Source organism: Mycobacterium persicum, from assembly GCF_002086675.1.
In the GTDB taxonomy this organism is placed as follows: Bacteria; Actinomycetota; Actinomycetes; order Mycobacteriales; family Mycobacteriaceae; genus Mycobacterium; species Mycobacterium persicum.
The window spans coordinates 14198-38091 of record NZ_MVIF01000052.1; the positions used below are offsets into that span (position 1 = coordinate 14198).

Below are 23894 nucleotides of genomic sequence, written 5' to 3' on the forward strand. Positions count from 1 at the left end.
CGCCGCCGCGAAGGACGTCGGTGGGAAAGCTCGGGTGGCTGATCATCCGCCTAATCGGTCCTCGCTGGAGCGGAGTTCGGTGGCGACTCTGATGTTAGCAATGGCCGATACCGTAAGAGATACCGGAGTTCAGTCGATAATGATGGCCACGGGCTGTAACCGCAATGGCTGACGCAACCGAACCGCACTCGGGGTCGGCGAACTCGCAACCCGAGGTGAGGGCGTGGGGCGCACAAGCCGATGCGACCGAAGAAGACGAGTACCGCGACGCCGAGTACGAGTACGTCGACTATGACGAGTTTGTCGCAGGCGACGAGGACGAGTCAGACGACGAGACCGACGAGGTCGCAGACCAGGACGCCGCGGCGGCCGAGCCCCGAGGCCGGTCCTGGCGGTGGTTGCGGGTCGTGCTGGCCGGACTCGCCAAGGCCGCCGCGGTGGTCATCATCTGCGGCTTCGCCGCGCTCAGCGGAATCATGGTATGGCAGCACCACCAGACCACGCAGCGTCACGAACGCGCCGAGGCGTTCGCCGACGGGGCCAAAAAGGGCATCGTCAATATGATTTCCCTCGATTTCCGGAAGGCCAAGGAAGACGTCCAGCGGGTGATCGACAGTTCCACGGGCGAGTTCAAGGACGAATTCCAGCAGCGGGCAGCCGATTTCACCAAGGTTGTCGAGCAGTCCAAAGTCGTGACGGAAGGAACGGTCACCGCCACAGCCGTCGAATCCATGGATGGGAACACCGCTTTGGTGCTCGTCTCGGCGACATCGCGGGTCACCAACGGCGGAAACGGCAAAGAGGAACCACGTGAGTGGAGGCTGAAGGTGACCGTGACCGAGGAGGACGGGCAGTACAAGATGTCGAAGGTTGAGTTCGTACCGTGACCGATCATATGCGTGACGTCGGCGGCGCCGAGAGCGAATTCGACGATTCAACGACCTCGGTGATTCCGGCGAGTGACGAGTGGGATGACCAAGCACCGGATGATGACTCCCCCGCACCGGCGCGTGGCTGGGCGCAGGGTTTGTGGCGCAGAAAGATCAATCTGAAACCGGTCCCGGTGATTCTGATCGTGCTCGTTCTGGTCTCCGGTGGCATCACCGCCTGGCTGTACGCCAAGCTTTACCGGCCCGACCAGCAGGTCGGCCCCAGCGTCGCGCGCGCCGCGGTCAGCGCGGCCTCCGATGGCACTGTCGCACTGCTGTCGTATTCGTCCGACACGCTCGACAAGGACATCGCCGCCGCCAGGTCACATCTCGGCGGGGATTTCCTGGACTACTACAACCAATTCACCCAGCAGTTCGTGGTTCCTGGGGCCAAGCAGAAAGCGCTGAAGACCACCGCCAAGGTGATGCGCGCCGCGGTGTCGGAGCTGCATCCGGGTTCGGCCGTCGTGCTGGTTTTCGTCGACCAGAGCACCACCACCAAGGACAACCCCGATCCGACCATCAAGCCCAGCAGCGTGCTGGTGAGCGTGACTCAGGTCGGCGGCAAGTGGCTGATCACCAAGTTCAACCCGGTCTAGGCCGCCGGTTCAGGTCGCGAAGGCGCGCCGCAGCGTCTGAGCATGCAGCGCCCGGCTCTCTTGGGAGACCACCCAATCGGTGACGACGGAGTCGAAGCCATGGAACGTGGCCGCGAAGACGTGCAGTTCGGTGTGGACGTACGCGTGCAGCAGACGGTTGGCGTAATCAATGGCCTCGTCGCGGCAGGGGTCGATCTCCGAGCAGCTGATGAATGTCGGCGGCAAGCCTTCCAGATTCGCCCGGTGCGCGGGAACATGCTGACCATTCGCCGTGGTGTGGCCCAGGTAATGGGCCCAGGCCCGGGACACCGCCTGACCGTTGAGACCGGGAGTGCGCTGAAACTCCCGCCGCGACGGCGTGGCGTCGGAATCGAGCATCGGCTGATGCAGAATCTGCACCAGGATCGGCGGGCCTTCCTTGTCGAACATGCGCTGAGCCAATCCGGCCACCAGTGCCGCACCGGCGTCGCGGCCCATCACCGCCAGCCGACGGGCATCGGCGTCCAGTTCGGCGCAGTTGTCGACCACATAACGCAGACTCGCCTCGACATCGTCGAGGGCCGCCGGGCACGGATGCTCCGGCGCCAGCCGGTAGTCGACCGACACCACCAGGCAGTCGGCCGCGCGAGCCAGCTCCACACAGTGCCCGTGGTCCGTATCGAGGTTGCCGGTGACGAATCCGCCGCCGTGGGCGTAGATCACCATCGGCACGGCTGACCCGCCGGCACCCCGATACAGCCGTAGGCCCAGCCGCCCACCGTCCGGACCGGCAATGTATCGCGATTCGATGCTCACCCCGCCGAGGCCCGCGGCTTCGGCCGCCGCGGCTCGCTCGGCTGCGACCCGGTCGGCTTGCTGCCGCTCGGCGCTCAACGTCTCGGCGCTGAATTCGACGATCCCCAGCGCCGCTGCGGTGTCTCGCAGCGCCGGGTCGATACGGCTAAGTCCTTGTGGCCGTGCGAGATTCGTTTGAGTCATGATCACTCGGCTTCCGGTTCAGCGTCCAAGGCAACGCCGGCTAACCGCTCTTCGGTCAGTGCCTTGACGGTCGCGGGCAGCCCATAGAGCGCGGCCGCGTTGCCGCGCATGATCCGCTCCCGCTGGTCGGGAGGGAACCGGTTGACCGCATACGCCGGAGAGTCGTAGCTCCAATGCGGGTAGTCCGTCGAGAACATCAGATTGTCGCCCAGGTCCATCATGTCCAGATATCGGCGAAACTCGACGGTGTCGGCGTCTTCGAGCGGCTGGGTGGTGAACCGGACGTGTTCGCGCACATACTCCGACGGGCGCCGGCGCACCTGCGGAAGATCGCCGCGGCGGGCCTGCCATATCCGGTCCATCCGCGACATCACCGGCATCGCCCAGGTGAAGCCACCCTCGATGAATACCACCCGCAGGTCCGGATGGCGATCGAACGCGCCGTCGAATACCAGGCTCATCAGATGCGATACGTACAGCAGCGGCCAGGAGGCGAAGAAATCATGCCAACGCGCGGGGTTGCCCACCGGGTACAGCGGGATCAACTCGAACGGCGTCTGACCCATCAGATGCGTGGCCACCGGCACTCCATGGCGCGCCGTGGCCTGGTAGAGGGGATCGAAAGCGGTCTGCCAAAAGGGATTCCACGAATCTGCGGGGTCATCAGGATCTGACACATATACCGGTGGCCGGCCCACCGCTCGATCTCACGGGCCGCCAGCTCGGGCGCCTGGGCGCGACGCTGATCGACCCCGCCACCGGGATAGCGGTCCACCCACGGCGTCTGGTCACGCATCGACAACCAGAAAGTGTCCAGCCGCCACATCAGCGGGGCGAGGATGTCGTATCCGCCGTCGGCGAACACGAACGTGAGGCCGGGGTGCCGGCCGAAGACGCCCTCGACGATGAGCGTGGCCAGGTGCACGAGGTAGTTCAGCGGCATGAAGGCCGCGTACCCGGGATAGGTGTGCGCGTGCCCGGCGAACGTCGGCGGATGATCGACGCCGTTGCCGCCGTTGATGTGCACCGCCACCGGGAGGCTGTGAGCGGCGGCGGCCTCCCAGATGGGCTCGAACATCGGCTTGCCGTACGGCTCGCGCGATTGCATCGGGACACCGACCTGAACCAGCTTGGGGTGACCGGCGAGTCGTTCGATCTCGGCGACGGCGCCCTTGGGGTCCTCCGGATTGACCCGGATCGTTCCTCGAGAGCGGTCGGAGTATCGGTTGGTGTGGTCGGGATCTAGCCACCGGTCGAGCAGCCAGTCGTTGACCGCTGCACAGATGCAGGTATTGAGCAGGTAGTCGGCGATGTTGCCCCGGGTCAGCGGATTGAGGATGGCGTAGTCGACACCGGCGTCGTCGTACAGCTGCCGGCTGACGGTGTCGGGATCCGAGCCGGGGTAATGCTTTCCATACAGGTCCGGCCGGTGGTCACCGCCGGGCGCCTGGCACCAGTGCTGTTCGACGTCGGGGATCAACCGCAGTCGATGGGCAGCGGCCGCCGAGCAGGCCACGGCACAACCGGGCGTCCTCGTGCGGACAGTAATTGCCGATGGCATACAGCGCACCGCCGACGTTGTAAACACCCACCCCGAACTTCCCGGCATCGACCAGCCTCATGGTGCCCGGCGGCAGCTCGTCGACGGTGTACACGGGTCGCCGTTGCAGCACTGGTGTACCCCGCCTTCTGCCCGGTACGGCACTCGCCACCACCGCCTGGCTTCGTTGCTATTTATACTATAATAGCGACATTCCGTATCAGGAGGAGCGCTAATGACGCTGCCTACACTCGACACCACCGGCCAGACCAGCCCCTATCCGTTCTTCGAGTACATGCGGCGCACCGACCCGGTGTGGCACGGCGCCCTCATGGACCACGAGCAGATGCCCGAAGAACTGCGGCCCGACGACGAATGGGTGTTGTTCGGCTACGACGGCGTGTTTCAAGCCTTTCGCGACGACCGCATCTTCACCTCGGCCAACTACGACAAGACCATCGGATTGGTCATGGGCCACACCATTTTGGCGATGGGCGGCAAAGAGCACCACGACCACCGCAGCCTGGTGGCCAAGGCCTTCCGGGCCACCGCGCTGGAACGCTGGGAACCGTCGGTCATCGGGCCGGTCTGCGACCGGCTGATCGACGAAATCAAGCATGACGGTCACGCCGATCTGGTGAAGGCCCTGACGTTCGAGTTTCCGACCCGGATCATCTCGACACTGCTGGGGCTGCCCCGGGAGGACCTCGACCTGTTCCGGCGGCTGTCACTCGACCTGATCTCGATCCCGACCGACATCATGGCCGGGTTGACCGCGGCGGCCGAGCTGCACGCCTACTTTCTCGACCAGGTCGAGCAGCGGCGCCGCAAACTCACCAACGACATCATTGGCGACCTGGTCGCCGCCGAGATCGACGGCGAAAAGCTCACCGACGAGGCGATCATCGCGTTCTTGCGCCTGCTGCTGCCGGCCGGGCTGGAGACCACCTACCGGTCCTCGGGAAACCTGTTGTACCTGCTTCTGACTCACCCCGAGCAGTTGGCGATGGTCCGCCAAGACCGCTCGTTGATACCCATCGCGATCGAAGAGGGCCTACGGGTGGAAACCCCATTGACCATGGTCATGCGGACCACCACCGAAGACGTCGAAATCGGCGGCAAGACCATTCCGGCCGATGCGCAGATCGACCTGTGCATGGGTTCGGCCAACCGCGACGAAACTCGCTGGACCGACCCCGACACGTTCGACATCCGGCGTCCGCGGCACGCACACATCGCCTTCGCGGGCGGCATCCACATGTGCCTGGGCATGCATCTGGCCAGGCTGGAGACTCGGGTGATGCTCAACAGCCTGCTCGACCGGATCACCGACCTGACTTTCGTCCCCGACGACGGCACCGGCGAGGAATCCAGGATCGTCGGGCTGACATTCCGGTCGCCCAACAAGCTTCCGGTCACGTTCACCCCCGCCGGATAACTGAAATCGTCTGCGGCATCACCGATTTCGATACCCGCTAAGCCTTCTTGGCGTTCTCCCGCTGGTCTCGGAGTTCTCTCAGTCGCTTGAGACGCATTAGCCGCTCGACCTGGCCGTAGGCGTCGATCGGGCTGTGCAGGGCCAGGCCGCCGTCGGCGTGTACCACCTGCCCGGTCACCCACGGCAGTTCGAGGACACCGACGATGGCCGCGGCCACATCGCTGACCTCGCCCAGGCGGCCCAGGGCCGTCCGCCTGGACAAGCCGTCCACCCAGCCGGGCCAGGCTTCCGGGTTGGGCAGCATCGGGGTTCGGGTGACGCCTGGTCCGACGGCGTTGACCCGGATGTCGTGGGCGCCCCACTCCACCGCGGCGACCTTCACCAGCATGTCCACCCCGGCCTTGGACACGCAGTAAGCGCCCATATCGCGGTCGGCGACGGTGCCGCTGATGCTGGAGACCGCGACGATTGAACCTCCCACTGCGGCATCGATCATGGCTTGCGCGGCGGCGCGGATGGTCAGCCAGGTGCCGGTGAGGTTGACCCCCAAGACGCGTTCCCATTCCGCGGGTGCTTGTTTCAGCAACAGACCGGATGATCCGACGCCGGCGGAGGTGACCACCCGGGTGGGCACCCCGTGCTCGCGCACGGTTTGTGCCATCGCGGCCGCCACCGCGTCGGGGTCGCTGACATCGCAGATGACGTCGGCATCGGACAAGTCCCACACGACGACGTCATGGCCCGCGTCGCGCAGCCGGGCGACGACTTCTCGTCCGATCCCGGAGGAGCCACCGGTTACCAGGGCAGTCGCCGCGTTCATACCGCGGGTCCGATCAACTCGACAAGGACGCCGTCCGGTGCGGTGACAACCGCCATCGGGACGGTCTTGGCTGCCGGAGCCGGCATGCTGATCCGCCGTACCCCCTCGGCGAAACCCAAAGCCGCCAGCGAGGACAACGTCGCGTCGACGTCGCGCTGCAACGACAGCAGGAAGAAGCCGTGCCGCGGCGCGCGCGGCATGGGTAGCGCCTCATCGGCACCGGACAACTCCACCAGTTCGACGATGCCGCAATCGGGCGTCTGCGGATCACCCAGGAAGATCGATCGCAGTTGATCGGTCTTGGCGCCGAACAATTCCGGCCAATTACCGGTGAAAGTATGGTCGAACAATTCGGTCAGCCCGAGACCGTCCCGCCAGAATCGCAGAGAACTTTCGACATTAGCGGTGCAGATCGCGGCGTGATGAACACCTAGCACGAAATTCAATGTTAGCTGGCCGTATTTCAGTCGTTGCGGCGGGACGGCGCCCGGAGCTCATTCGCAACGCCGGAGCCGCGCCTATGCGAGATTGGCCATGGTGCTTTCCCACAGCTCGCCGGCCAGGCGCGGGTCGTAGGCCGCGCGGTTAGCCTTGGCGATCTTGTGCCGGGAGTAGTACTCGCCTGACGTCCAATCGACGCCGGGGCGGCTGGACGCCAGCCAGACCAGTTGTTCGGCTCCCTGTTCCGGGGTGGCCGTGAATCGGGCAGATATCGGTACGTGGTGCTTCATGAAGGTCAGGACCCGCGATCCCGATGCATCGCCGAAGTTGGAATTCACATAGCCGGGATGAAACGTCGCGGCCGACAGTCCGCCGCCTTGGTAGCGGCGATGTAACTCCTTGGTGAACAACACAATTGCCAATTTGGTCAGCGCGTAGGCAACGCTGGGCCGATGGTGAGCCGTGTTCTCGAGGGTGGTAATGGTCACTCGGGGCAGCATTTTCTGCGACGAGCTAGTCGTATTGATGACCGTCGCGCGAGAATCGAGCAGCACCGTCAACAGCTGCGTGGTGAGCAGAAACGGCGCCAAATAGTTTACCTGGTAAGTCTTCTCGTAGCCGTCGGCGGTCAGCTGAGTTGCTCTGCTCATGCCGCCGGCATTGTTGGCCAACACGTCGATGCGTGGGTACTCCGAGCGGATCTTGTCCGCCAGGGCCCGCACCTGGGACAGGTCGGCGAAGTCGGCCACGAAGTAATCCGCACCCAACTCCGCGGCCACCGCGGCGGTCTTGGCTTCCGAGCGTCCGACCACGACGACGTGTTCGCCATTGCGACTGAGCCGCCGCGCCGCCGCCGCCCCGATGCCGTCGCTGGCGCCGGTGATGACAATCGTCTTGCCCGTCATATCGTCGCGTCCTCGTGCGTATTCCAACGAGAGTGTAGCCATACCGCGCCGAATGTCATTGACTTATGCCGAGACTTATGCCGGCCGGATCGTTTGTAGAGTACGGATCACTGAAGGGCCGCGATGCGCGCTATTTCCCGACGCGAGTTCGGGCGACTCGCCACGCATGTCGGTGTCGCCGGTGCGCTTGTTGGCTGTGGCGCGGCCCCCACACCGCGCCGCCCCGATCCGACGACCACCGCGAGCCCGGAGACCCGCGGCGGGCCAATCCGGCCCACCCAGCCCGATGTCGATCGGATCATCGGCGACCATGCCTTGACGCTGCTTGACCACCTGCGAGCCAAAGCCCCGGGGCGCGACTACGGCGTCGCGGTGGCGTTCGCGCACCCGAACCGCGATTTCAAGCCGTTCTACATGTACGGGACGGTCGGCGAGAACAACCCGCCCACCGAACGAACGATCTTCTCCATCGGATCGGTGACCAAAACTTTCACCGCCGCACTGTTCGCCACCGGGGTAGCGATGCGGCCGGACTGCTTCGACTGGGATGCCGGGCTGCGGCGCTACCTGAGCACCTATCTCGGCGACACCGGAGAGCTGAGTAAGACCATGCAACTGGTCACCCCGAGGATGCTCGCCCAGCACACGTCGGGCCTGGCGCACGATTCCACCGGCCCGGCCGACGGTGACGGCCTGTTCCGCACCAACCCCTCCGCGCCGCCGCCACGTCTGCTCGACGCGTGGCGGACCCACCGCGGCCCGCAACCTGGAAGCTGCTGGCAATACTCCAACCTCGGCTTCGTCACGTTAGGTTTCGCCGCCGTGTCGGCCTACCGGTGTGCGGGCATGGGTGGGTCGTATGCGGGTGTGCTGCGTGATCAGATCACCGGCCCACTAGCGATGCCCGACACCGGTACGACGGTGGCTGACGGCGCGCCGCTGGCGCGCGCCTACCCCAACGGCCGCGAGGTATCGCCAGCTGCCCCTTCGGATCTGAAGTCCTCAGCGGCCGATATGCACACCTGGCTGCTGGCGCATCTGGGCGCCGTCGGCGGGCCTGAGCAGCTGATGCAGGCGCTGGCTACCACGATCCGGCCCGAGCCGTTATCGGTCGAGTTGTGCGGCAAGCACACCCGGGGACCCACACAGATGGGCCTGGCGTGGCAGGTCGAAGCCGTTCCGCCCCAGATCATCTGGAAAGACGGCCTGACCTCTGCGGGCGGCTGTTCCTGCTGGATCGGGATCGTGCCCGCCCGGCCCGGCCAGCAGCCGATCGGAATCGCCATCCTGGTCAACGGCTTCTGGAACAAGGACAAGCCAGCTGTCCTGGCCGACAACCACGGCCCGGCGATCATCAAAGAAATCTTGGCGGCCGGGTAACCGAACCTCGGTCGCTAGGGCTGGTGCCGATCCGCTCCCCGCCGCGGCGGCGTCCCGGTCTACGGCCGTCCCCCGGCCCCACGAATCGTTGAGTGCGGCCGAAACCCGGCTTGCCGGCCTTTCCGTGACACCCCAGGGGCGAAACGGATTTGTCGCTATCTGCATGTATGCGCACTTGCGACCGGCCGTGCGGCTTCCGGTCGAGTTTCAGGTCGAAGCACCTAGAAATCAGCCGGACTGCGCCATCAGGAGACGTCGCGCTAATTACCGCCTACGCCAACGAGATCCGACCGCCAAGCGGCTGGCAGCATCGGCACTCGCGCGCTACCGCCACCGTCACCACCAGCGACGTTGGCCAGCCCGGCGGGGCTCACCTCAGCGCAGTGTTGAGTCGCGCCAGCAAACCCCATCATTCCGCGGCTACTATCTCCGGACACTACCGACGCCAACCGCGCCTGCCAGACCCCAGCACCACCTGACTCCGGCCGCAAAACCTCGACAGTCGCGGTCGCTGGCGCGGCCGCCGCACCCACCAAAGCAGGTGCCACCGGGGCCAGAGCCGCACCCATAGCCGGCACCGCAGCCAGGCCTCCCGTCGTCGTAGGGACCGCACCACCTGCAGTCGCCAGTACCCCCGCCAAGGGGCTTGCCACGGCCCCGACAGTGCCAAACAAATTCTCAATAATCCATTTAATTATTATGTCCAGGACGCCACCTATCGCATAAATCGCAAGACTGATGGCGTACAGAGTGTTCACTATGAACCTGAAAGCAACCGGTATAGACTCAATGATATAGATGACCTTTTCAATGAAATCGATAATGAAATCCAGCCCTAGTAAGAGGAGAATGATCCTCGCGGCCAGTCCCAGAACGTCCCAAAAGTCGGTAGACCAAGCCTTAAAAAGCGCAATATATAGATCTAATACAGCTGTTAGGAATTCAATCAATTCGTGCCATGGAAAGGGGGTGAGAGTCGCCTGGGCAACAACCGGAAGCACATTACCTGATTTGATGATGACGGGCGCCGGAACGGGTGACGGCACAGCCGCTAATACGCTAACAGATGCCATCTCATAGACACTCATGGTAGTCGCGGCCTGGATCCACATTCGCGCGTAATCGACTTCGTTGAGCGCGATCGGGATCGTGTTGACGCCAAAGAAATTTGTGGCGATCAACACTGCGTGAGTCGCGTGGTTGACAGTCAACTCGGCCAAAGTCGGCATCGCCACCACCGCACTGACATAGGCCGCCGCCGCGGCCTCGTGAGCTCCCGCAGCACGCGCACTATCGGCACTGACCTGCATTAGCCACGCCACATACGGCACGTACGCGCCCAGGCAACATTCCGCGCTCGGGCCCTGCCACGCCCCGGCCTGTACCGCACCCAAGATCTCGGTGAGTTCGCCAGCGAGCGTGGCATATTCAGCACTCAGAGTGGCCCATGACGACGCAGCCGCCGCCAGCGACGCGGGCCCGGGACCACCAGTCAGGAGCGCAGCATGCACCTCCGGCGGGGCAGCCATCCAGACAGCCGTAGTCACTTCACACCCACCAACGCCGAACCCGCCGCCGCACGGGACGTCCGCCTGGAATTATTCAACGCCCGCACCGCCGCACTCGTGGCCAACAAACTCTCCGGAATCACCATCACGGACGTCACCAACACCGCCTCCCAAATTACGGCAAAACAACATGCCAGGCGCTCGCCGCCCGGCAGGACTGCATTAGTAGAGCAATAGGTGGATCATGCGACAAGCTACAGCTGATCGGTTGTGACTATCAATTCATAGTAGATAGTTATTGATAAAAGCTGTACGCTTTATTAGCGTCCTGACATTGACATACCCTCGGTGGATTAGTCCCGCCTTGTCTTAGAGTCCTGCGCCCCGGAGGTTGGCGATCACCGCGCAGGTAAGCCGAGCGCAATGCCGTCGACCAAATCAGCGAAAGCGGTCCCCGACGATGGCGCGGTAGTGATGGGTACCTGGATAGTGCATGTTGTCGCGCTCGATGTCCATGATGTCGGCATGTTTGGTGATCGCCCAGAACGGCCGGTAGTCCGGCACCTCGACCCACGACACCGGAGCGCTGGCACGCAGGTGAGTCAGCGCGGTGTGCAGCCGCTGTTCATCGGTATAGGCCAGCGGGTCCGCCAAGAGCTTGGCGGCCTCGTCCACGGTCCGCACCGTCATTGCCGAAAGTCCTTCAATGCGGCTCGCATACAGTCCTGCGAGGCGCCGAGGAAGATCGGCAGCACCCGGTCGACCACGCCGTCGCACCGATCGCGCAGTGCGGCGGCGATGCCGTCGACCGGTCCGACAACCGCGAAGGCACGCAGCATCTCGTCGTCGATCAGAGTTCCCATGGTGTCCCACTCACCGTTCAGGGAAAGGCGGCGCAGTTCGGTGTGCAGGTCTCCCCAGCCGTGCACGTCGAGAACCCTGCGGTAGGCGGGCGTGGACCCGTAGAAGGCGATCCGCTTGCGCAGGGCCGCGACCGCCGTCTCCAGCTCCGCGTCGTTCTCGCCCGTCGCGATCATCACTTCGGCGGACACCTGGAAGTCGCCCCGATCCCGGCCGGAGCGCGCCAGACCGCGAAGCAGCCCCGGCAAGGTCACCTCGTCGAGGTAGCGCCGGGAGACCATGGGGTGTCCGAGGTGGCCGTCGGCGACTTCGCCGCACATCTCGGTCATTGCGTCGCCCACGGCGGCGAGGAAGATTTTCGGTGCCGGATACGGCTGGGGCTCGGGCGTGAACATGGGGGTCATGATCTTGTGGGTGTAGAACTCGCCCTCGAAACGGAGCTTGCCGCCGTCGTGCCAAGCGGACCAGATCGCGTGAAGCGCGGCAACGAATTCCCGCATCCGGCGTGCTGGGTGGCTCCAGGGCATGCTGAATCGCTTCTCGATGTGGGCCTGGATTTGGGTGCCCAGCCCGAGGACGAACCGTCCCTGGGAATAGCCCTGCAGATCCCAACCCAGGTTGGCTACGGTCATCGGATTGCGCGCAAAGGCCACCGCGATGTTGGTGCCGAGTTCGATTCGCGATGTGTGTTCGGCGGCGAGCAGCAGCGGCAGAAACGGATCGTGACTGGTCTCGGCTGTCCAGCCGCCGTCATATCCGTTTCGCTCCAACGCATCGGCCGCCTCGACGACCCGGGTGAGCTGGTTGGGAATGCTGCCGTCAACCTTGAGGCGGGGCGCGCTACCCATTAGAGCGACTTTACAGTAAGCAATCCTGTATGTAGGACGGACGCATGACCAAAGCCGAGGATTGGCAGCAGACGCTCGCGGACCTCGACCGTCGCCGCCGGCAGGCACGGGCGATGGGCGGGCCGGAGCGACTCGACAAACATCGCGGTATGGGCAAACTCGACGCTCGCGCCCGGGTCGAGCGGCTCCTCGACCCGGGCACCTTCCGTGAACTCGGCACTATCGTCGGCGGCGAGGTCGCGGCCGACGCGATCGTCACCGGCTGGGGGCGGATCAACGGCGCCCCGGTGATGGTGGGCGCCGAGGACTTCACGACGCTGGCCGGAACCATCGCTCCCGGCAGCAATTCCAAGCGCTACCGCATCGCGGAGCTGGCGTTGCGCGACAAGATACCGCTGGCGATGCTGCTCGAAGGCGCCGGGTTTCGCCCCACCGGTACCCATTACGGACGTAGCCCGACCGACCTGCTGGCCCAGGCACGGTGCTCGGGCCGGGTTCCGACGGTGGCCGCGGTGCTGGGCGCCTCGGCCGGACACGGCGCCCTCGTCGCCCCGATCTGTGATTTCACCGTCATGAGCCGCCAGGGTGCGATCTTCACCGCCGGCCCGCCGGTGGTCAAAGAGTCTACGGGCGAAGACATTTCGAAAGAAGCGTTGGGCGGTCCGGACGTCGCGTTGGCCAGCGGCGTCATCCACAATGTCGCCGACGACGACGCGGCCGCGCTGGATACCATTCGCCGCTATCTGTCCTATTTTCCGTCGAGCGCGTGGTCGTATCCGCCGTCGCTGCCGGCCATTTCGGCATCCGGGCCGCGGTCCACGCCGGAGTTGCTGGAGATCGTCTCGCGCGACAACCGCCGCGTCTACGACATGCGCTCGGTGCTCGATGTCGTCTTCGACTCGCCCGACTGGCTAGAAGTACAACCGCATTTCGGCAGGGCGATGATCTGCGCGCTCGCCCACCTCGGGGGGCATCCGGTCGCGGTCGTCGCCAACCAGCCGCGGGTACTGGCCGGGTCCATCGACGCCGACGCCGCTGACAAGGCCGCACACTTCATCATGGTGGCCGACTCCTTTCACCTGCCAATCGTCTTCCTGGCCGACAACCCCGGCATGCTGCCGGGCAGCCGGTCCGAACGTGCCGGCGTATTGCGCAGCGGGGCAAGGATGTTCGCCGCGCAGACTACGGCCACCACGCTGAAGCTCCATCTGACGTTGCGTAAGGCCTACGGCTTCGGCTCCATGGTGATGGGACTGATCAGCTTCGACGGCCAGGTGGCGACGTTCGCCTATCCGGGCGCGACGATGGGCGCTATGGGTGCTGCCGCGCTCAGCCGCGCCTCACACGCCGACCAGCAGCTGTCCGCCAAGTTGCGAAACGCGGAGCTGCAGGCGTCATTTCGGTCGGCCGAGCATATGGGCTTCGACGAACTCATCGATCCTCACGAAACCCGGGACGCGTTGCTGGCCGCGCTAGACCGCGGCATCCACGCCCGGCAGGCCGCCGCGGAACCGGTGATGCGCACGCTCATCATGCCGTGACGTCGTCTTGCTGAACGTCCGTCGCACCGAACGTGAACCCACTGCGACGACACGCCGATGCCCACCGCAGCCTGTTCACGCTCGGCGTGAGGACGCCTTGGCAGCGGGCGGCGCGTGGATCTGCTTGCCCAGCCCAAGAACGTGTTCGGCGATCATGTTGCGGAACACTTCCAATGTGCCGCCGTAGATTCCGACCAACGGCGCGAAGCGGTAGCAGTATTCGGCGCCACCGTCATCGGCCGCGCCGTCGGCCCCGAACGGCAGGGCCGATGCCGCCCCGAGCAGATCCATCAGATCCGGGGAGATGTCACGCATCGTTTGCGCGATGGCCACCCGCCCGAAGATGCCCGGCGCCGACAGCGCTGCCTCCACCCGCGCGACACCGCGGCCCAATCGATATGCCACCGACCCATCGTCGAGCAGGCGGCGCCCGCCGGGACCGGGCTTGGTCACCTGCGCCGCGACCCGGTCGACCGCTTCGGCCATGACACCGGCCTGATGCATCATGATCGAGGTGTCCCGCAACCCGTCAGGTGCCGGCGCGACCGCGCCGTGCTCGACGTCGAGCGGCTCCCGCAGGACCGTCCAGCCCCCGTTCACCTCGCCCAGCCGATACTTGTCATCGACGCGCACGTCACTGTAGTAGACGATGTTCGTCCGGTCGCCATCCACCGTGCGGATGCCCCGGATCTCGATGCCCGGCGAGTCCAGCGGCACCAGAAACATGGTCAGGCTCTTGTGCTTTCGGGCGTGCGGGTCGGTGTTGGTGATCAGAAAGGCGTATTGGCAGTTATGCGCGCCGGTGGTGAACATCTTCGAACCGTTGATCACCCAGCTGTCGCCGTCGCGCACCGCGCGGGTCTTGCAGGTGGCGACGTCGGATCCGCCTTCGGGCTCGGTGTAGCCCAGGCACATCCGGACATGGCCGCAGAAGACGCCGGGCAATACTTCCTCGACGAGTTCGGGCGAGCCGAACTTCGTTACGGACCGAGCGACCATAGCGGTCGTTCCCCACGTCACCCATGGCACCCGGGCGCGGCGCTTCTCCAGCTCCCAGATGCGCCGACGCACTCTGCTGAATCCGCCTTCGGCTTCCGTCTTCCACTCCGCTGCCAAATACCCCGCGGCGCCGAACTTCAGGTGCAGACCCTCATGGAAGTTGTCACCGGTCTCACGGTCGTGACGGCGGACCTCGTCGGTCACGTGCTCGGCCAGGAACCGGCGGGCCTCGTCGCGGAATGCCTGGTCCTCGGCGGAAAGTTCAACCAGGGAAAAATCCATCGCCTCGCTCCTGTTCCTAGACGCACGCGGCCCGGGAAGCGGTTTCGCGGGCGGCCACGATCTCGGCGACTCGCCGGGCGCAGGCACCCGGATCACCGCCGGCCAGGGGCCATCCGCGGGCCCGCACCAGATAGGCGGTGGCGGCGGCCTCGGTCGAAACCCCGAGGCCTCCCTGGATGTGCACGGCCAGGGTGGCGGCCTTGGCAGCCTCCTCGGCCATGAACAGAAACGCTGCCGGCGCCAGTTCCGGTCGTTCATGAGGTTCGTTGTCCAGAAACCAGGCGGCACGCCGAACCAGGTTGCGTCCGCTGTGCGCGGTGATGGCCATGTTCGCCAGCGGGTGCGAAATGCCTTGCAGCGTAGCGATGGGCACGCCCAGTGTGTAACGGGTCTTGGCGAACTCCGCCGCGATCGTCATCGTCTCCTCGACCAGGCCGACCAGCGCCGCGGCCATCAGCAGTCGCCATTCGTCCAGGGCCCGTTGGTAATTCGTCACCGCTTCGGACCCGTGGGCCACGACCGTCGGGGAGTCAGCGGATGCCGGATCAATCCAGGCCATCGGCAGCCGGCCGATGTTGTCCACCTTCGCCGGCCGCGTGCCGAACGTCAGGCTCAGGATACGGTCGCCGTCGGCGACGACGACGCGGCCGGCAATCGACCCGGCGGGAATCAGCCGCCGGCCCGATCCACCGTCGATCCGCGGGTCGAGCGCCGCGAGCTGTTCTCCGGTGGCCAGGGCGGCGGTTTCGGCATCCAGCATCCCGAGGCGTGCCAGGAGCCGTGTCGCGCAGACATGGTCGATCCACGGGACGGGCGCCAGTGAGCGGCCGATCTCCTCGGCCACCAGGGTGAGGTCGACCAGCGTCGCGCCGTCGCCGGCGGCGGACTCGGGCAGCGCCATCGTCGTGGCTCCCATCCCGCACAACCGCTCCCACAGGCTCTTGTCGAAACCGGATGGCTCTGCGGCACGGACCGTTTCGATCGAGCAGTGGGTCTTGAAGAACTGCCTGTACGCCGACTGCAACGCGATATGGTCCTCGGACAAGCTGTAGTCCAGCCTGCGCAATTCGAAACGGTCCATCGTCAGCGCTCCTCACCGAAGAAGAACTCTTGGGCGTTGTTGTAGAGGTAGTTCTGCAGGACGCCGGACGGCAGGTCCAGGGCCCGCGCCTCGGGTATGACCCTGCGCATCGGCAACACCGGCCAGTCCGAAGCGAAGATCACCTTGTTCTGGCCACGCGTCCGCATGTAATGCAGCAGAGCTTCCGGCAACCGCTTGGGCGACCATGCCGAGGTCATCAGCCGCAGGTTGGCGTACTTGAGCAGCAGCCGGATCGCCACGTCCCACCATGGATCGGCGCCGTGGATCATGCACAGCCGCAGCTCCGGAAACCGCACGCACACCCGGTCGAGATGCATCGGATGCTGTACTTCGCCGGGGATCGGCGGCCCGGGAATGCCGGTGTTGACGCACAGCGGAAGGTCGAGTTCGGCGCACTTGGCGTAGAGCGGATAGTAGACGGCGTCGCTGGGCGGGTATTGCCCTTCTCCCCAAAAGCTGGGCCCGACAACGGCATACGCTACGGGCAGGTCGCCAGCAAGAGCGCTCAATTCACGCAACGGCTTGACCGGACGCAGCAGGTTGACTCCACCCATGGCCAGCGCGAACCGGTCCGGCTCGGCTTCGACGAACGCGCGCGCGGTGACCGACGGGTTGGCCAGCGAATCCATCAGGATCGCTTTGTGCACCCCTTGTTCGTCCATCTCGGCGAGCAGCGCGGACAGCTCGACCGGTTCGAACATCGACTCGGGGCCCTTGAAGTAGTCGTCGCGAACCTTGAGCATCCAGGTCGGCTGGGATCGCGCCTCACCGAAGTGGACGTTCACCAGGCAGTCGATCGCTTTGTGCGTCATGGTGCCGGAACCCGCCGCGTCACTTGCTCTCTGGCCCACCGATAATTCGGCTTGCCGTTGCCCAGACGCTGGATGTGCTCGACGACGATGAACGCCTTCGGGGCCTTGAAATGCGCCAGCTGCGAGGTGCAGAAGGCGTACAGCGCCGGTTCACCGACGGGGGCATCCGGGCGTAACACGACCAGCGCGACCACTTCCTGTCCCCAGCGCTCGCTGGGCCGTCCTAGCACCAGAGCGTCGGCAACGCCGGGATGTGCGCGCAGCACGTCCTCGACCTCTTCGACGAACACTTTCTCGCCACCGGTGTTCACCACCAGCGAGTCGCGGCCGAATAACCGGATGGTTCCGTCCTTCTCGAGGCAAGCCCGGTCGCCCGGTATCACCACACGCTGGCCCGCGATCTCGGGAAAAGTACGTTGGGTGGCTTCGGCGTCGTCGAAGTATCCCAGTGGGATCCGGCCGATTCTGGCCGCCCAGCCGATCTCGGGCTCACCGGGCCGCAGGAATCGGCTGCGGTCCGCGGAGACGACGGTTGCGCCGATTCTGGGTTCGAAGGTTTCGCTGGCGGTGCCGTCGCGGCTGTACCCGAATGCCATGTTGCCGGTCTCCGACGAGCCGTAGCCCTCGATGATGGTGGCCTGCGGCAGCAACTCCATCAGTGCCCGTTTGTATTTCGCGTTGGTGGCCGCCCCACCCGTGCCCATCGAGTGCACCGACGACAGGTGGTAGGTGCGGTTCCGCAGTTCGTCGACCAGCGGTGCGGCGTATGCGTCGCCAACCATGGTGATCATGCCCACCTGTTCGCGCTCGGCGGTAGCCCAGACCGACCGCGCGTCGAGCCGGTTGCGGTCGTCGTACATGACGACGGTGAGGCCGTGCAGAAGAGCCGCGAACGCGGTCCACATCCCGGCCGCATGCATGAGCGGTGAAACAGCGAACCATGGCGGCCCGCCTACGCGCGCCAGCTGATGGATCTCTTCGACGCCCGCGTGGTCGGCGCCGACCATCGACGTCACGTAGATATCGCTTTGGCGCCACAGCACTCCCTTGGGGCGTCCTGTCGTTCCACCGGTGCACATCATGATCAGATCATCCGGCGAACCCGCAACCGTGCGGTCAGCGGCACAGGTTGCCAGCGCGTCGTCGAGCGAAACCGCGCCCGGCAGTTCGGCAGCGCCGCTCGCGTCGTCGATGGATATGAGTAGCTCGGTGTCGTGGGGCGGCAACACTTCGGCGAATCGGGCACCGAGCGAACGATGGTAGATGACAGCGCGCGGCTTGACATAGTCGAGCAGCTCAGCGATCTCACGCGGCGAGTAGTGGTGGTTCACATTGACCGGCACGACGCGCGCCTTGAGGCAGCCGATCACCATGTCGGGATACAGGTCGTTGTACATGATCAGGGCCACCCGGTCCTGACCGCATTCCCACCGCTGCAGCGTCTCGCGCGACTTGTGGACTCCGAAACCATTGCCGTGCAGGTAGTTTGCCAACCGGTTCGTTCGCGCCGCCGACTCGGCGAAGGTGCTGCGGCGCGGCCCGCACACCGTCATCTGGTGATCCGGAATGACCTCCGCGATGGCGTCCAGCACGGCGCCGATAGTCCATTGGGGCACGTTCTTTCCTAGGTCGCCGCAGACACCGTGACGCCGAGGAAGGCCAACGCGTTGTCGCGCATGATTTTTCGGGTGTCGGCTTCGCTGAACGCGGCAAGTTCCCCGGTGAACGACAGGGGCGACTCCAGACCTTCGCCGTGCGGCCAGTCCGAGCCGAACACAATGCGATCGACGCCGATTTTGTCGGCCAGCAACTCGAGATCTTCCTCGTAGTAGGGTGACACCCACACGTGCTCGCGCAACGTCTCGACGGGATCGTTGGGAAACGAGCGCGGATGCTGGTTAGCCAACTTCTTGAGCCGCTTGGCGAGCCGATGCACCCATTCCGAACCGTTCTCGATGCTGGCCACCCGGAGTGCGGGATGACGATCGAAAACACCGTGGACGATCAGCGAAGCCATGGTGTCATGGATGGCACGATCGTCGACGAGTATCTTGTCCAGCGGGTCCGGCGGTGCCGAGAACGGTTCGAAGGTTTCCTTTCCGCCCCACATTGCTGCGATTTTCAGATAGCCGCTGTCGCCCAGGTGGAAGGCCACCGGTACGCCGGCTTCGGCCAGCCGCGCCCACGCCGGGTCGTGCGAGCGGTGGCCCAGCGAGCGGTTCTTCGCAATACCGGGAACCGGCGCCGGACGCACATGCACCAGTCGTGCACCGCGTGCGAGCACGAAATCGATCTCTCTGACCGCTTCTTCGGGGTCGGCCAACGAGATCATCGGCGCGGCAAGGATGCGATGGTCCGGGCGGTCGAAACCCCAATCCTCGTCGAGCCACAGGTTGAAGGCATGCAGGGATGCCATCGTCGCCTCGATGTCACCCCGGAGCGCTTCCTCGACTCCGCAGCCGAAGGTCGGGAAAACCAGAATCGTTTCGATGCCTTGGCTTTCGAGCACGGCAACGCGTGCCTCCCGGTGCTGGTACTCCGGCCGCAGCCTCTCGACCCTCATCAGCGACGCCGAATCCACGCCCTCGGGAATCTCGCCGCGGAACAGCACGTCCAGGCAGCCCGGCACGATGATCGGGTCGAAGGTCGGATTGGGGATGAATCGGTTGACGCGGTCGCCGATGATGGCCTGGGTGTGGCGGCCGTCGCTGAACATCTGCACCCCACGCCGGCGGAACCGCTTGTCCAGATGGCGGGTGAACGCATCCAGCGGTTCGTAGTAGTGGTTGTCGACGTCGATCGCCAGGTAATTCAAGTGCCCCATGATCGTCCCTATTCCGATGTGAGCGACGGAAACCGCGGTTGCCGCTTCTGCAGGAAACTCACGATTCCTTCGACCACGTCTGGCCTCGGCATCGCCTCGCGCAGCCGAACTTCAGCGCGGGCGGTGGCTTCGATGAGATCGCCAGTGGCGTCGCCGTAGACTTGGCGCTTGATCACCGCCATCGACGCCGGCGAGCAGTTGCGGGCGATGTCCTCCGCATACTCGAGAGCGCGCTTCATCACATCCTCGGGCGCGACGACTTCCTTGACCAGGCCCAGCTCTGCGGCCTCCTCGGCAAAAAACGTTCGGCCGCTCAACAACAGGTCTAGTGCGACCGCCCAGCTTGTCAAGCGCGGAAGTATCCAGGAGATGCCGAACTCGGCGATCAGCCCGCGCCGGGCGAACACGGCCGCGAACTTCGCCCCGGCGGCGGCAAATCGAACGTCGCACATCAGCGCCTGCGTCAGACCGATGCCCGCGCAGGGACCGTTGATCGCGGCGATCACCGGCTTGCGAAGCGTCGTCACGAAATGGGGCGGGCGTTCACCGACCAAATCGGCCAGATCGGTCTGACGTGCCGTCGCCATGGTGACGCCGTATCCCGCCGCCGAATCCGGCGAGCCCAAATAGGCGCCGGCACAGAAGCCCCGGCCCCGGCCGGTCAGCACGATCACCCGGATCTCCGGATCCTGTTCGGCGCGGTCGAGCGCCGCATAGAACCCCGCGGCAATGTCGGGACCCCAGGCGTTGAGCCGATCGGGACGGTTGAAGGTGAGAATCGCCACCCCGCCGGGGGTTGCGTCGTAGAGCACCGCATCGTCGGCATCGCTGCTCATCGGTGTCTCCTCGGCCCCACCGCGGCGCAAGGGTTAGCCATCGATGAGCCCCATCCGACGGTAGGCAGCCGTGATTTGAGACTTGGCCTCGACCGGCAATTCGGCCTGGGGCGGCCGGGAATGCGGATAGGACCCGATCGGCAGACCCAGCACCGACGCCGCGTATTTGAACGCACCGCCCCAGTGGGTGAAGTAGTCGGGTCTGCCCGGATAGCAGGTCCACCACGAACCGAGGTCCACGTCTAACTGGTCCAGACCCGAATCACGTCCATAGTCCATCGCCTCGATGAGCTTGTCCCCCAACACCAAATCCCAGTATTCGGACAATAGCCGCCGCTGCGGCGTCTCCATCAGATAGCCGGCCGTGCCCAGCTGTGCCGGACAGACGATTCCGGCGCGCAGCCATCCGGCGCGGTAGATCGTCTTGTCGCATTCCCAGAGGACCAGTCCGGGGGCGAGTTCGTGGAGCAGCCGACTGGCCTGCGGGCGGAAGGCGCCCTCTTTGGTAGCGCATACCGCGGGCACCTCGTGGTAGATGCGCGCACTCTCGGCCGGCGTCAACACATAACCTGAAGACGGCGAATTGAACATGCCCAGCGCGATGTCGGTATGTGCGGCGACGTATTTGAAGAATCTCAACACGCCTTCGCCACCGTGCGTTTCCATCATCGGCGTCTGGATATAGGCGATGTCGGCACCCGCCGCGTGGGCGTGCAGCGTCAGCTCCAGGCAGTCCTTGGCCGTCATCGCCGATGTGCAGGCCTGTATGACGACATCGGGATTGCATCGACGCCCTTCTTCGATGGCGACCTCGAGCAAGCGTTTCCGCTCCTCGATGGTCAGTGACCAGAATTCCCCGATTCCGCTGGTGCACCACAGCATCGGATGTCCGAGATCACCGACGCAATAGCGCACCAGAGTCCGATAGGCATCCCAGTCGATGTCGTCCCCGTCGTGCCCGCAGAACGGCGTATACAGCGAGTCGCCGATGCCCCGCAACGCGCCCCGCGCCCAGGCACGCGCCTCACCGGCGGTCGCCACGCTGCCTCAGCCCGGTCATGCTCGCCCCGCCCAGCCGCTTATACCAAAAAGCCTACGATAGGCATTACAGTAGCAGACGTAGAGGTGCCCGGAGCAGTGCCGGCCAGCCTGAGCGGCGGCACCACCAGCACCGCCTACGCAACACCGATCTTCGATGGAGGTAGCCGCGTAGTGGCAAAGCAGGCAACCGCCGACAAACGTCAGCGGCGCGAGCGCGGGTCCATCAATCCAGACGACATCATCACCGGCGCATTCGAACTGGCAGAGCAGGTGTCCATCGACAACCTGAGCATGCCGCTGCTCGGCAAACACCTCGGAGTAGGCGTCACCAGCATCTACTGGTACTTCCGGAAGAAGGACGATCTGCTCAACGCGATGACCGATCGCGCCTTGAGCAAGTACGTCTTTGCCACCCCGTACGTGGAGGCCGACGACTGGCGTGAGACCTTGCGCAATCATGCCCGGCTGATGCGGAAGACCTTCATGGGCAACCCGATACTGTGCGATCTGATCCTCATCCGGTCGGCGCTCAGTCCCAGGGCCGCCAGGCTTGGCGCCCAGGAGATGGAGCGGGCCATCGCGAATCTGGTGCAGGCAGGGCTGTCTCCCGAGGACGCCTTCGACACGTACGCCGCGGTCTCGCTTCACGTGCGCGGGTCGGTGGTGCTGCATCGACTCAACGAGAGGCACCAGTCCGCCGACAGCGGGCCACGCGCCCTCGAAGACGCCATGGAGATCGACCCGCAAACCACACCGTTGATCGCCCGGGTCACCGGGAAGGGACACCGCATCGCGACCCCTGATGAGGCCAACTTCGAATACGGCCTCAACTGCATCCTCGATCACGCCGGCCGGTTGATCGAGGAACGGGCGAAAGCAGCCAAACCGTCTTCAGCGCAACGCAAACCGACCAAGTCGTCCGTGCCGAGGAAACGGACCAGGACCGGTGACGGCTAAGAAACCCGCATCCACAGTTTGCAGTTTCTGGTCTCGAAAGCCGCGACCGTTGCCGGGATCGTCACATACATCGGACCCATCGAGGTATTCGAGTTCACAATGTCCTCGGCGCTGGCCGCGGGTGTGCTGTGCATCAACCACGAGCAGGTTGAGAGCTCGGACACCCGGCCGAACACCAGGATAAGCGGATTCGACGGTCCCTCGGTGCGGTAAGTACCTGGGGCGATGTCAGTCCCCACCTGAAAAACTCCGTCGCCGGGGATCTGGTCGCCTGGTTCGGCACCGGCCGGGGACGCGAGCGATATCGCGGCCACGCAGGCAACCAGCGCGGCTGACGCTCGGGATGCATGACGCATTTCGTCCTCTTCAATCTGGCTCGGCCTAGCGGCAGCCTATACCCCCGCCAGCACCCGATAGCGTCGAATGGCTCGGCCTAATCGCCGTAGCCTCGGCCTAGCCGCGATGCGCCGGGTGCTCCGTTTCTGCCACCACCCCACGCGCAATCAGATGCTCGATCAACGGAATTGCGCTGGCGGCGAGATGGTCGGCCATGGCGGCGCGGGCCAGCTTGTCGTCGCGCTTCGCCAGTGCGGACAGTATCCGCCGATGATGCTTGATCGCCCGGGCCGGCCAATGCTCGATGCTGGGAAACACCGATTCGGGTGCGTAACGGGTGATCTGAGACATCAATTGCGCCAGCTTCGGCGAGCCGGCCGCAATATTGATGGCTCGGTGAAACTCATGGTTGAGCTGGACCGTCCGCTCGTCGTCGGCGGCGGCGTAAGCTTCCTCGAGCTGTGCCTGGATCCGCCTGAGGTCACGCAGCTGCTGGTCGCTGATGCTGATCGCGGCCCTCGCCGCCAGCTCGCCGCCCACGTGCGCCTGCACGTTGGCGACGTCGGCGAGGTCGCGTTTGGTCACCGGCAACACCACAAACCCCCGCCGTGGCTGCTGGGCAACCAATCCTTCGGCGCGTAACGCGAACAACGCCTCACGCACCGGTGTCACGCTGATTCCCAATTCCGCGGCCAGCTGATCGAGGCGAATGTAGTTGCCCGCGGCGTAGCTGCCGTCGTAAATCCTCTTGCGGACAAAGTTCGCCACATCGTCGGAAAGCTGGGGTCGCGCAGCGAAATCGGGGACAGTCATGCCGTCAGATCCGATACTCGTCGAGCAGCCGCTTGCTGATGATGGACTTCTGTATTTCGCTGGTACCCTCGCCGATCAGCAGGAACGGCGCATCGCGCATCAGC

At 64.9% G+C, this 23894-nt stretch carries 25 protein-coding genes and 1 pseudogene; 6 read left to right on the forward strand and 20 right to left on the reverse strand.

All coding sequences use genetic code 11. The features are described from left to right. The first annotated feature begins 164 nt into the window (after positions 1–164). On the forward strand, positions 165–887 hold the full coding sequence (locus BST40_RS16355) for a hypothetical protein (protein ID WP_075548445.1): 723 nt from the start codon (positions 165–167) through the stop codon (positions 885–887). After that, entirely contained in the window at positions 884–1528 is a 645-nt protein-coding gene (locus BST40_RS16360) for a hypothetical protein (RefSeq protein ID WP_075548446.1), read from the forward strand. Before BST40_RS16355 ends, BST40_RS16360 begins: the two co-directional genes overlap by 4 nt. Positions 1529–1537: 9 nt before the next feature. On the opposite strand, the gene BST40_RS16365 is transcribed toward BST40_RS16360, so the two are convergent. Genes BST40_RS16365 through BST40_RS33280 form a run of 4 tightly spaced genes read right to left on the reverse strand, consistent with a single transcriptional unit; the run spans position 1538 to position 4128 of the window. Beyond that, positions 1538–2506, reverse strand: coding sequence for an alpha/beta hydrolase (locus tag BST40_RS16365; RefSeq protein ID WP_075548483.1), 969 nt, complete (start codon positions 2504–2506; stop codon positions 1538–1540). A gap of 2 nt (positions 2507–2508) precedes the next feature. Then, the gene (locus tag BST40_RS16370) at positions 2509–3087 is read right to left on the reverse strand and encodes an amidohydrolase family protein (RefSeq protein ID WP_371687246.1); all 579 of its coding nucleotides are present in this window, start codon (positions 3085–3087) and stop codon (positions 2509–2511) included. Next, entirely contained in the window at positions 3072–4022 is a 951-nt protein-coding gene (locus tag BST40_RS16375) for an amidohydrolase family protein (protein ID WP_241780299.1), read from the reverse strand. Before BST40_RS16375 ends, BST40_RS16370 begins: the two co-directional genes overlap by 16 nt. Then, positions 3940–4128, reverse strand: coding sequence for a Rieske (2Fe-2S) protein (locus tag BST40_RS33280; RefSeq protein WP_371687247.1), 189 nt, complete (start codon positions 4126–4128; stop codon positions 3940–3942). Before BST40_RS33280 ends, BST40_RS16375 begins: the two co-directional genes overlap by 83 nt. Positions 4129–4281: 153 nt before the next feature. Between BST40_RS33280 and BST40_RS16385 the strand changes: the two genes are divergently transcribed. Beyond that, positions 4282–5484 carry a cytochrome P450 gene (locus tag BST40_RS16385; RefSeq protein WP_075548447.1) on the forward strand — a complete coding sequence of 401 codons (1203 nt, stop codon included), beginning with the start codon at positions 4282–4284 and terminating at the stop codon, positions 5482–5484. 37 nt (positions 5485–5521) lie between these two features. Here BST40_RS16385 and BST40_RS16390 read toward each other — a convergent pair whose 3' ends face one another. From BST40_RS16390 to BST40_RS16400, 3 genes are all read right to left on the reverse strand, one after another. Next, complete coding sequence (locus BST40_RS16390) at positions 5522–6304, reverse strand: SDR family NAD(P)-dependent oxidoreductase (RefSeq protein WP_083154817.1); 783 nt, start codon at positions 6302–6304, stop codon at positions 5522–5524. Beyond that, a complete protein-coding gene (locus BST40_RS16395) occupies positions 6301–6741 on the reverse strand; it encodes a VOC family protein (RefSeq protein ID WP_075548449.1) in 441 nt (146 codons plus the stop codon). The genes BST40_RS16390 and BST40_RS16395 overlap by 4 nt, the downstream gene beginning before the upstream one ends. A gap of 81 nt (positions 6742–6822) precedes the next feature. After that, positions 6823–7650 carry an SDR family NAD(P)-dependent oxidoreductase gene (locus BST40_RS16400; protein WP_075548450.1) on the reverse strand — a complete coding sequence of 276 codons (828 nt, stop codon included), beginning with the start codon at positions 7648–7650 and terminating at the stop codon, positions 6823–6825. A gap of 123 nt (positions 7651–7773) precedes the next feature. Here BST40_RS16400 and BST40_RS16405 point away from each other — a divergent pair, with 123 nt between their 5' ends. Next, positions 7774–9030, forward strand: coding sequence for a serine hydrolase domain-containing protein (locus tag BST40_RS16405; protein WP_075548451.1), 1257 nt, complete (start codon positions 7774–7776; stop codon positions 9028–9030). 260 nt (positions 9031–9290) lie between these two features. Here BST40_RS16405 and BST40_RS16410 read toward each other — a convergent pair whose 3' ends face one another. The 3 genes and pseudogenes from BST40_RS16410 to BST40_RS16420 form a co-directional block, all read right to left on the reverse strand. Continuing rightward, positions 9291–10577 (reverse strand): PPE family protein, encoded by a 1287-nt coding sequence (locus BST40_RS16410; RefSeq protein ID WP_075548452.1) that lies wholly within the window; start codon positions 10575–10577, stop codon positions 9291–9293. Between the two features lie 453 nt (positions 10578–11030). Beyond that, a pseudogene (locus BST40_RS16415) lies at positions 11031–11228 on the reverse strand (cytochrome P450); the annotation flags it as partial. Further along, the gene (locus BST40_RS16420; protein WP_075548454.1) at positions 11225–12247 is read right to left on the reverse strand and encodes an LLM class F420-dependent oxidoreductase; all 1023 of its coding nucleotides are present in this window, start codon (positions 12245–12247) and stop codon (positions 11225–11227) included. The gene BST40_RS16420 and the pseudogene BST40_RS16415, both read right to left, overlap by 4 nt. A gap of 44 nt (positions 12248–12291) precedes the next feature. Here BST40_RS16420 and BST40_RS16425 point away from each other — a divergent pair, with 44 nt between their 5' ends. Then, entirely contained in the window at positions 12292–13788 is a 1497-nt protein-coding gene (locus BST40_RS16425) for an acyl-CoA carboxylase subunit beta (protein ID WP_075548455.1), read from the forward strand. Between the two features lie 75 nt (positions 13789–13863). Here the strand turns inward: BST40_RS16425 and BST40_RS16430 are convergent, their stop codons facing one another. From BST40_RS16430 to BST40_RS16460, 7 genes are read right to left on the reverse strand one after another with little or no spacing between them, the layout of a single operon-like run. Beyond that, the gene (locus BST40_RS16430) at positions 13864–15069 is read right to left on the reverse strand and encodes an acyl-CoA dehydrogenase family protein (RefSeq protein WP_075548456.1); all 1206 of its coding nucleotides are present in this window, start codon (positions 15067–15069) and stop codon (positions 13864–13866) included. A 16-nt stretch (positions 15070–15085) separates the two neighbouring features. Next, positions 15086–16150, reverse strand: a complete 1065-nt coding sequence (locus BST40_RS16435) for an acyl-CoA dehydrogenase family protein (RefSeq protein ID WP_075548457.1) — start codon at positions 16148–16150, stop codon at positions 15086–15088. Between the two features lie 2 nt (positions 16151–16152). Next, the gene (locus BST40_RS16440; protein ID WP_075548458.1) at positions 16153–16983 is read right to left on the reverse strand and encodes an amidohydrolase family protein; all 831 of its coding nucleotides are present in this window, start codon (positions 16981–16983) and stop codon (positions 16153–16155) included. Beyond that, positions 16980–18599, reverse strand: coding sequence for an acyl-CoA synthetase (locus BST40_RS16445; RefSeq protein ID WP_075548459.1), 1620 nt, complete (start codon positions 18597–18599; stop codon positions 16980–16982). The genes BST40_RS16440 and BST40_RS16445 overlap by 4 nt, the downstream gene beginning before the upstream one ends. 8 nt (positions 18600–18607) lie before the next feature. After that, positions 18608–19807 (reverse strand): amidohydrolase family protein, encoded by a 1200-nt coding sequence (locus BST40_RS16450; RefSeq protein ID WP_075548460.1) that lies wholly within the window; start codon positions 19805–19807, stop codon positions 18608–18610. An 8-nt stretch (positions 19808–19815) separates the two neighbouring features. Continuing rightward, a complete protein-coding gene (locus BST40_RS16455) occupies positions 19816–20643 on the reverse strand; it encodes an enoyl-CoA hydratase (protein ID WP_075548484.1) in 828 nt (275 codons plus the stop codon). Positions 20644–20676: 33 nt separating this feature from the next. Further along, positions 20677–21684, reverse strand: coding sequence for a dihydrodipicolinate synthase family protein (locus BST40_RS16460; protein WP_075548461.1), 1008 nt, complete (start codon positions 21682–21684; stop codon positions 20677–20679). Positions 21685–21855: 171 nt separating this feature from the next. Between BST40_RS16460 and BST40_RS16465 the strand changes: the two genes are divergently transcribed. Further along, positions 21856–22641, forward strand: a complete 786-nt coding sequence (locus BST40_RS16465) for a TetR/AcrR family transcriptional regulator (RefSeq protein WP_075548485.1) — start codon at positions 21856–21858, stop codon at positions 22639–22641. Here the strand turns inward: BST40_RS16465 and BST40_RS16470 are convergent. From BST40_RS16470 to BST40_RS16480, 3 genes are all read right to left on the reverse strand, one after another. Beyond that, positions 22638–22997 carry an Rv1352/Rv1906c domain-containing protein gene (locus BST40_RS16470; RefSeq protein WP_082275544.1) on the reverse strand — a complete coding sequence of 120 codons (360 nt, stop codon included), beginning with the start codon at positions 22995–22997 and terminating at the stop codon, positions 22638–22640. The genes BST40_RS16465 and BST40_RS16470 overlap by 4 nt on opposite strands. Before the next feature lie 97 nt (positions 22998–23094). Further along, positions 23095–23790, reverse strand: coding sequence for a GntR family transcriptional regulator (locus tag BST40_RS16475; protein WP_075548462.1), 696 nt, complete (start codon positions 23788–23790; stop codon positions 23095–23097). Between the two features lie 4 nt (positions 23791–23794). Continuing rightward, on the reverse strand, positions 23795–23894 hold a 100-nt coding region (locus tag BST40_RS16480), incomplete at its 5' end, for an acyl-CoA dehydrogenase family protein (RefSeq protein WP_142276747.1).